This is a genomic window from Drouetiella sp. (genome assembly GCF_059504425.1).
In genome coordinates this window covers 49,319-57,121 of record NZ_JCACIN010000042.1, presented here as the reverse complement: position 1 = coordinate 57,121, position 7,803 = coordinate 49,319, and the positions used below count along the sequence as shown (strand labels likewise).

The 7,803-nt window shown below is 50.2% G+C and carries 6 protein-coding genes; 4 read left to right on the top strand and 2 right to left on the bottom strand.

Features of this window, described 5'->3' with window-relative positions:
- The first annotated feature begins 990 nt into the window (after positions 1-990).
- A complete protein-coding gene (locus AC5JMP_RS10670) occupies positions 991-1,230 on the top strand; it encodes a hypothetical protein (RefSeq protein ID WP_495851442.1) in 240 nt (79 codons plus the stop codon).
- A gap of 239 nt (positions 1,231-1,469) precedes the next feature.
- On the opposite strand, the gene AC5JMP_RS10665 is transcribed toward AC5JMP_RS10670, so the two are convergent.
- Positions 1,470-2,075, bottom strand: coding sequence for a Uma2 family endonuclease (locus AC5JMP_RS10665; RefSeq protein WP_495851441.1), 606 nt, complete (start codon positions 2,073-2,075; stop codon positions 1,470-1,472).
- A gap of 266 nt (positions 2,076-2,341) precedes the next feature.
- On the opposite strand from AC5JMP_RS10665, the gene AC5JMP_RS10660 reads away from it, so the two are divergent.
- Both AC5JMP_RS10660 and AC5JMP_RS10655 read left to right on the top strand, forming a co-directional pair.
- Positions 2,342-2,815, top strand: a complete 474-nt coding sequence (locus AC5JMP_RS10660) for an HmpF-related protein (protein ID WP_495851443.1) — start codon at positions 2,342-2,344, stop codon at positions 2,813-2,815.
- 373 nt (positions 2,816-3,188) lie between these two features.
- Positions 3,189-4,025, top strand: coding sequence for a metallophosphoesterase (locus AC5JMP_RS10655; protein WP_495851440.1), 837 nt, complete (start codon positions 3,189-3,191; stop codon positions 4,023-4,025).
- Positions 4,026-4,152: 127 nt separating this feature from the next.
- Here AC5JMP_RS10655 and AC5JMP_RS10650 read toward each other — a convergent pair whose 3' ends face one another.
- Entirely contained in the window at positions 4,153-4,917 is a 765-nt protein-coding gene (locus AC5JMP_RS10650; RefSeq protein ID WP_495851439.1) for a CIA30 family protein, read from the bottom strand.
- A 198-nt stretch (positions 4,918-5,115) separates the two neighbouring features.
- On the opposite strand from AC5JMP_RS10650, the gene AC5JMP_RS10645 reads away from it, so the two are divergent.
- The gene (locus AC5JMP_RS10645) at positions 5,116-7,512 is read left to right on the top strand and encodes a M48 family metalloprotease (RefSeq protein ID WP_495851438.1); all 2,397 of its coding nucleotides are present in this window, start codon (positions 5,116-5,118) and stop codon (positions 7,510-7,512) included.
- Positions 7,513-7,803 lie beyond the last annotated feature (291 nt).

The following is a 7,803-nucleotide window of genomic DNA, read 5'->3' as shown; positions in this document are numbered from 1 at the left end:
GCAACCATCCTCAAAGCCAGACATAGTCTGTTCTGCAAATTTTCGGACAAGTCTATTTTAACCATGCCTGAAAAATAATTAATGACTATCCAGTCGTTTAGTATGATGAATGGCTCTACCGTAAGCGGACGGACTATCACTTCGCTATGCTTCGCGGCTCGGTTTCACTCATCAGCGCCCATTCGGACTGCTGTACCTCATGAGTCTCAAGGGTGGGGAATTGACCCGTAGCGATTAAGAAGCTTGAATTAATGTTAATTCTTCAAGGCATTGTCGCTGATATCTCAGATGGTTCCTTAACTCAAGCTTCAGCTCAGTAAAAAGCTTAAGCAACTGACCTAAACAAGAATTCAAGCAGCCTAACCACATATTCAACGTTATATGTGCTGGATAAACACCTATCTTGTCAGGATTTATCCAGTGCATTTGCGTGTTAACACCTGCTTCTTAGGGAATTAAATAGAAAATTTGCGGTCTAAGTCTGGGTTTTGGGGCGTTATTTGTCATACGTGAGGGTTAATCCTGGAGAGTGGGGTGCTTATTTGTTATTTGCACAATAGCACCTCAAATGTCGGCATTCTCCCTCACTTGCCAATACCGCAACCTCCCTCCCCGTTTACCCGATCGCCCCTTCCCCAACTCTCTATCCCAAAAACACAAACAAACTTGTGCCAGAAAGAGCTTGACGATCGCCCCTTCTCTCCTATATTCTTATCCGCTAAGGTTGCTTTCTCGTATTCCTGCGCCAGCAGCCTTAAGTCACCCAAAAACCTCTGGCGAGGTATGAAGTAGTGCCACCTACAACATACCTCTAACCTTACAGACCGTACAGGCAGTCCGTAGGGCTTAAGTTAGTGTAGCTTTCTGGTTACACTCCTTGGCGCTACTTGTTAATCGATCGTGAGTAGCCATGTTTTTGGGGTTCCTTCTCGTTTCGCTTTGCAAACGAGATCTCTACAAGCGAACCCAAAACACAAAGGAGTAAATAACATGACCGGAGAATTCAATTTCTTCCAGCATCCCGCGTTGCAGCCCGAAGATAATCCCAGTCCCGAACGAGAACTCATTCGTGTGATTATCTTTGCTTCACGCGACGCGGTAAGAGCGACGATTCACGAATCCCATGTGCGAGGATTTCGGACGATCGATACTTGGAGTCCCTTGTTACCTACCCCTGACCCACTGAAATTTATGGCGATCAGCACCCACTATCGCCCGACCAACGACTAAGAAAGGGCGATCGCCCAGATGTAGCGGATGGATGACAGCACCCGTCCTCCGCTACTTACTCAATTTTCAGGATATTTTACTCGATCGCACCCCACAAAAACTTCCTGCTCCCGCCGTCTAGGCTGGGTTTTATTGGGTTTCGTTAGACTCAGCCCACTGTTTGTCTGCAAGTTCCTATAGAGTTGGTACAAGCAAACTGGCGATCGCTACAAGTACCGCTACCGCGAAACTATTTAAGGTTAGCTAAGTCTCGGTTCAGGTAATTCTACTTCGTCATAAATTGCTGCTAGAGAACACTGAAAGTCAATGCTGGTGAAGTGAACCAAAACTGATTCAGCATCCTGAATAATATCATCGGCAAAGTAAGCCGTTAATTCCCACTTATTTTGACTATTTAATTGAAAGCTCTCCACCCCCATTGTCTCAGCATTGACTAACACATACTCTTTGAGGGTTTCTAGTCGCCGATATTGCCTAAATTTCTCTCCGCGATCGTAGCCTTCTGTCCCTGGCAAGAGTACCTCAATAATTAGACAGGGATACTGCACCATCGTCTTAGCTTTGACATCGCGATCATCACAAGTCACCAAGACATCTGGGTAGAAGAATGGGCCGCTCTCACTCAGTCCCACTTTCGCATCCGCCATACGAACTTTACAGCCTCGACCTTTAAGGTAGCTTTTCAGGAGCGTGGTCAAGTTGACAGCTAAATCGTTATGCGGCAAAGTCCCTCCTGTCATAGCATAGGCTTCGCCATGGAGATATTCATGGCGAAATGCCTGTTGCTCTTCCCACGCAAGGTACTCATCGGCTGACATAAATAGGCGATCGGTGCTGGCGAGCATTGGGGAACCTCTCGACTAGGATAGGATTCTATTTCCAGTGTATGGGGTGAGGGAAAGGCTAAGCTCAAGTCTAATATTGCTCATGCGCTGGCGATCGGCCTATCTATAAAAGCTGCATACCCCTGAGTGAAGATTGTTTACCCACAGACGTGCTTCTGTGGAAAAAGCGGCACCTTAGTTTTAAATCCTGTTAGCTTAGAAGAACACAGTGTCCAGGCAAGATTAAAAGATATACTTCTTCAAGGATTTATTAGCGTTCTGTGGCAATGTTGCATCTGGCTCAGGTAAAGAAAAACCTTGAGGGCAAGGTAATGTTACGGTTGCTTGCTCAGCAAAAAGCCGAGTATGCATGGCTTTTATTGCCTGAAGAAAGCGATGTTCTTTGGGCAAATGCGGCAGACTGCATTGAAGGGGCGCTGGTTCTCGCTGAGATTTCTCCAACTCAACAAGTTCAAGACATTCAGGACGTAACCTCCTGGGTTTTAGATATTGTTAAGAAATATCTCAGTACGGGCATCACGCCTGAATTTTTGCAAGAAGAGGTTCAACGTGCCGAACAGTGGCGGCAGTCTCTCACCCTACAGAGCCAGGAACTAGGTAGGCGCGCGCTGGAAATGGAGGCTCGTCGAGACCAGATTCAGGAACTCGAAGAAAACTTAAAGCAGGAAAGGAAAAAGCTGGAGCTAATGGAACATCAGCTTAAGGCAGATATTGCCGGGGAGCTGTCAGAGGATGTCTGAGAAGTGTAATTTGCTACCCGAACCGCCCCCTAAATCCCCCAATTCTGGGGGACTTTGAATAAGAACTGGTTCGAAAGTCCCCCAGAATTGGGGGGTTGGGGGGCGAATGCAGAACATTTGATACTTTTCAGATATCCTCTCAGACCCAGATGCACTTGCCTGAATCAACGATCCGGTGCAGAAGCCCGATAGACAGTAACTTGATGAAGAGCTGTAAGCAGCTTGGCTGGGTAGCAGGCTGCTTTAGCGATCGCTTAATCAAGCACTAGCCCAAAGCCTTACTTAAAGCCCTACTTATTGATCCTTACCTTCACTGCTGATGAAGCCTCGTTTCACACGATCTCGTTCTGTTCAACCTCGATTTTTCAAGACATTGAAGCGATCTGCTGTTTTGGGGGTAGGGGCGATCGCCCTTATTTTCTGTAGCCTCATTTATGCCTACAAAATTGAGCCGAATTGGACGCAGATTGCCTATGTTCCTATAGAGATGCCTCGGCTGGCACCCGCCTTTCAAGGCTACCAAATTGCTCAAATCAGCGATGTTCATGCCGATCGCTGGATGACTCAAGATCGCTTGCAGCGTATCGTCAGGCTGATCAATTCTCTTCAGCCGGATGCGGTTGCCCTCACGGGTGATTTTGTGACGCGCGATGCCGATGTTTATGAATCTAGCTTAGTTGCAGCCTTTAAGGAGCTAAAGCCCAAAGACCTGACTGTTGCTGTCTTGGGCAACCATGATCAGTGGACAAGCCCGGAGGTGATTCGCAGAATGCTGAAGCGCAGCAATATCGTGGATGTCAGTAACTCTGTTGCGACTGTTCAACGCCAAGGCAGCCTCCTGCATCTGGCGGGCGTAGATGATGTCTGGACACAGCACGATCGCCTTGACCTAGTGCTCAACCAGCTTCCCGCCGCAGGAGCCGCCGTTCTCTTGGCACATGAGCCAGACTTTGCAGACACCAGCGCTGCCACCGGACGGTTTGATCTGCAAATTTCAGGTCACTCTCACGGCGGACAGGTGACATTGCCCTTTTGGGGCGCACCTCAACTGCCCCCCTATGGCAAAAAATATCCTTCGGGATACTATCGGGTCGGCAATATGGTGCAGTATACAAACCGAGGGATTGGTATGGTGAGTCCACGGGTGCGGTTTAACTGCCGCCCTGAAATTACAGTTTTTGTGCTGCAAACGAGTCGCGCCAAAGCCTAAATTGCCTTGTATGGCGCGACGCGCTCAGATCCAATGAGTTATTTTTTGAGAGCCGCGTGGAGCGCGGCTCTCAAAAAATAACTCGTCCTAACTCAATTACGTCATGCTACGGAAACTATTGCAGACACTATCGATAAGCTTGAATAGACTCCACCTGAAGCTGAAAAAATCCGGGTTGAAAATGCGGGTTGAGCGCACCGTCATATTCAAATTTGCTTAGCATCAGCTGCATGGCCGTGATGTGATTGGGAGCGATCGCCCTCCCCTCCACCGTCTTGGCGCGAAATACGGGAATCATAGCCGAGAAGGGAGCCTGAATCGTCACCCACTGATCGACTGAAGTATCAAATGAATAACAGTAGGCGATGCCATCCCAGCGATCTTCTGTCCGCAGCATAAATTTGTAGCGATTGCCATCGCCTTTGACTCGAAGTTCAATCCCTGTGTATTCAGACAAATCCAGAGGCGGCTCAAAGTTGCGAGTGCGGACGGATGCAAACCCCCCGGAGTTGGCGATCGAAACTTGCCCTGAGAAAGAGGCGGCTGTGGAATCAAACTGAATGCCGCTCTGGCTCACGCCCCCCATTACCACATCATCCAGTGCGCCCCACACCTGTGATAGTTGATCATGTGACTGATTAGCAGATTGCGTAAAATCAAAAATCAGGCGATGGGTGTCCGAACGATTCATCATAGGAAATAGGGCTTCAAGGTTGACTTGAGGATTGGGACGATTGCCAAACCACTGCTGGAACCAATCTATATTGCTGAGAAAGGGAATGGCGCCAAAATAGGAAAGCGTCTGAACAAACCTGCCCAGATCCCACTGACCTGAAGGGCGCGGGTTGAGATCACGCTGGCTAGGGGTTGGCTGAGAGTTTTGTTGACTCATGAGGAATAATGGATGTGAGGTTGTCTCTGAATAGTGCGGGTAAATTTGCTGATGCATCACCCCCTGAGACACTATTATCTAATTCTGGAATATTTAGCTCTGGAATATCTAGTTCTGGAATCATATCCATTCTTAGACTGACTTCCAAAAATATCCGAAATGCAATTCTCAGCTCAAGATCTAGGCAGGGCAAGATCTATGACCTCATCACAGAAGCTGTCGGCAGGTCTAGCGGCGCTCAAGCAGAAAGATTACGCAACAGCGATCGCCCAACTGGAGTCGGTCGATCCGTCTGAGCCTCACACCGTCCAGGAAAAAGCTCAGGCAGCACTGGTCAAGGCTTATGCTCAGACGGGGCAGGTGAATCGCGCGATCGCCCTCTGTCAAACCCTAGCCCAAAGCCCTAATCCACAGGTTCGCGATTGGGCTTCGCAAACCCTGAGTCATCTTTCTCAGCATTACTCCAGCAAGACGGAAGATGAAACCGGGTTTGTGCCGCTCAATTCTACGCCAGGGCGATCGCTCGATCAGCATGACCCAACTGGATTTGTGCCGTCACAAACTTCTCAGGATCGAACTTCTGAAGGCTCGAATCACCCTCGTAGCCAAACTCCTAGAGAAGTGATTCGGCGTAGCGTGGCGCTTCCAGCCGTCCAGTCTTCAGAAGCCCAGTCTTCAGAAGCCCAGTCTTCAGAAGCGCAGCCGCCAGAAGCTCAAACTGTCGTAGAATCGCTGTCTATTCCCTCAGAAGCTCTGGTTCTTCGATCGTCGCTGCCTGTGCCACCGCCCGCTACAACCTGGAAAAATGCTGCTAGAGCGCAAAAATGGGGTAGCTTAGGCACTGTCGATCGCTCCACCCTATGGGCTGTTACTGCCGGGACAGCGCTTGCCCTAATGTGGGTAATTCGCACCCTGCCCATGATGATGCAGGACAGCCTCTACTGGATTTGCTTCCAACTTGCGGCAATGACTCCGCTGAAGCAGTTTGTCTTTTGGGTGACTCCGGCTAGCGACCCGTGGCTGGGGGTCGCGATCGCCCTCCTCCTCTTATTTGCCGTCTCTCCCTGGCTATTGGATAAGCTATTGCAGCAGTTTTATGAGCTGCGATCGCTGAGGCTTTCAGCACTGGAATCCCATAGCCCTGAAGCCGTGAGGCTGCTCAAGCGCGTTTGCCAGCAGCGTCGTCAGCCGTTGCCTACGCTGGGCCTGCTGCCTACCGATGCCCCTCTGGCGCTGACCTATGGCTATCTGCCCCGCAATGCACGGATTGTCGTCAGTCAGGGATTGCTCAGTCAACTAGAAGATGAGGAAATTGCCGTCATCTATGCGGCTGAACTCGCCCATATTGCCCACTGGAACTTTGGGGTCATGTCCTGGCTGACGCTTGCGGCTCAGCTCCCGTATCTGCTCTATTGGCAAGCCTCAAATTGGGGAGATCGCCAGAGCGATCGCGTTCTACAAAGCCTTGCTGTCTTGGCTTCTGCCTTCGGCTACGGGCTTTTCTGGATCTGCCGCCTCCCTGGACTGTGGCTGTCTCGACTGCGGCTTTACCACAGCGATCGCACCGCATCAGAGCTTACGGGCAATCCCAATGGGCTGACGAGAGCGCTGCTAAAAGTGGCGATCGGCACAGCTCAAGTCATTCAGCGTTGGGAACACACGAGCTTTTTGTTGGAAAGCTTTGAGCCACTGACTCCCGTTGGATATCGCAGTGCCTTAACCGTGGGCAGTCTGTATTTGCGGCAGTCGGCATCGCTGGAGTGGGATCGCAGCAATCCCTATCGCCGCTGGCTGTCTTTACTCAATGCCCATCCGCCGCTGGGCGATCGGCTTCAGCTTTTGGCGCTCTATGCCAAGCACTGGCGGCTGACCCCAGAGCTAGATGCACAGACCCAAAACCAGCAGACCCAAAACCAGCAGACCCAAAAACCAGAGGCGAAAGCACCTTCAAATTCTCAACGCAGATTTTTGCTGCAAGCCGCTCCATTTGTGGGCAGTTTGGCAGGGCTGGCGATCGCGCTCATCCTTTGGCTGTTGGGCGGGCTGGCAGCTCGACTCAACTGGCTAGAGTTGAGCTGGCTCTGGGGCGATCGATCGGTGTTAATTGGCTCGATGCTGATCGGCTTCAGTATCGGTATGTTCACTCGAATTAATCTCTTTTTCCCAGACATCAAGCGATCGAATCTCTCAGTTAATCCCTCTCTTGTAGACCTGTTGCAATCTGATGCTAGCTTGCCCATAGACAGTCAGCCGCTACGTTTGCAAGGCAAGCTTTTGGGGCGGCGGGGTTTTGCCAACTGGCTACATCAAGACTTAATGCTGCTGACTGAAACAGGTCTGATTCGATTGCACCACACCTCGCGCTGGGGATTTCTGGGAGATCTGCTGCCTCAAAAACTGCGTCCTCTAGCTCTTATGAAGCATCCGGTGACGGTGACGGGCTGGTTTCGGCGAGGCGCAACGCCCTGGATCGATGTCGATACGATTCAGGGAAAAGGAGCTTTCTTGCAAAGCCAGCACCCGCTCTGGTCAACAGCTTTGGCGATCGCCTCAGCTTTGCTGGGTGCCTTTATTATCGTCCGGGGTGGTGCTTAAGCAGAGCTTCTCTACCTTTAGAGTGATTTTACCTTCGGTAAAACTAATTACATTTCACTCCTCAGATTGATTTGCTCGGTAATCGTCTGGCGGTAAAACTGTAGAGTGAAAAGCAGAAGAGTATGGTTGGGTTAAGAAATTAGCTCGACGAAATCTCGGTCAAATATGGTATCAGCCAAACAGTGGAGCGAATCGATGAAGCTCAGAAGCATATTAAAAAGAGCAGCCCTAATCGGCTGTGCTTTACTGGCGTTCTTAGGTCTACAGACAACATCTTTAACGGGCGGAGTT

Bases quoted from the DNA above. Each gene is read 5' to 3' on its own strand.
- AC5JMP_RS10670 (WP_495851442.1), top strand. From the start codon at position 991: ATGACCGGAGAATTCAATTTCTTCCAGCATCCCGCGTTGCAGCCCGAA.
- AC5JMP_RS10665 (WP_495851441.1), bottom strand. From the start codon at position 2,075: ATGCTCGCCAGCACCGATCGCCTATTTATGTCAGCCGATGAGTACCTT.
- AC5JMP_RS10660 (WP_495851443.1), top strand. From the start codon at position 2,342: ATGTTGCATCTGGCTCAGGTAAAGAAAAACCTTGAGGGCAAGGTAATG.
- AC5JMP_RS10650 (WP_495851439.1), bottom strand. From the start codon at position 4,917: ATGAGTCAACAAAACTCTCAGCCAACCCCTAGCCAGCGTGATCTCAAC.
- AC5JMP_RS10645 (WP_495851438.1), top strand. From the start codon at position 5,116: ATGACCTCATCACAGAAGCTGTCGGCAGGTCTAGCGGCGCTCAAGCAG.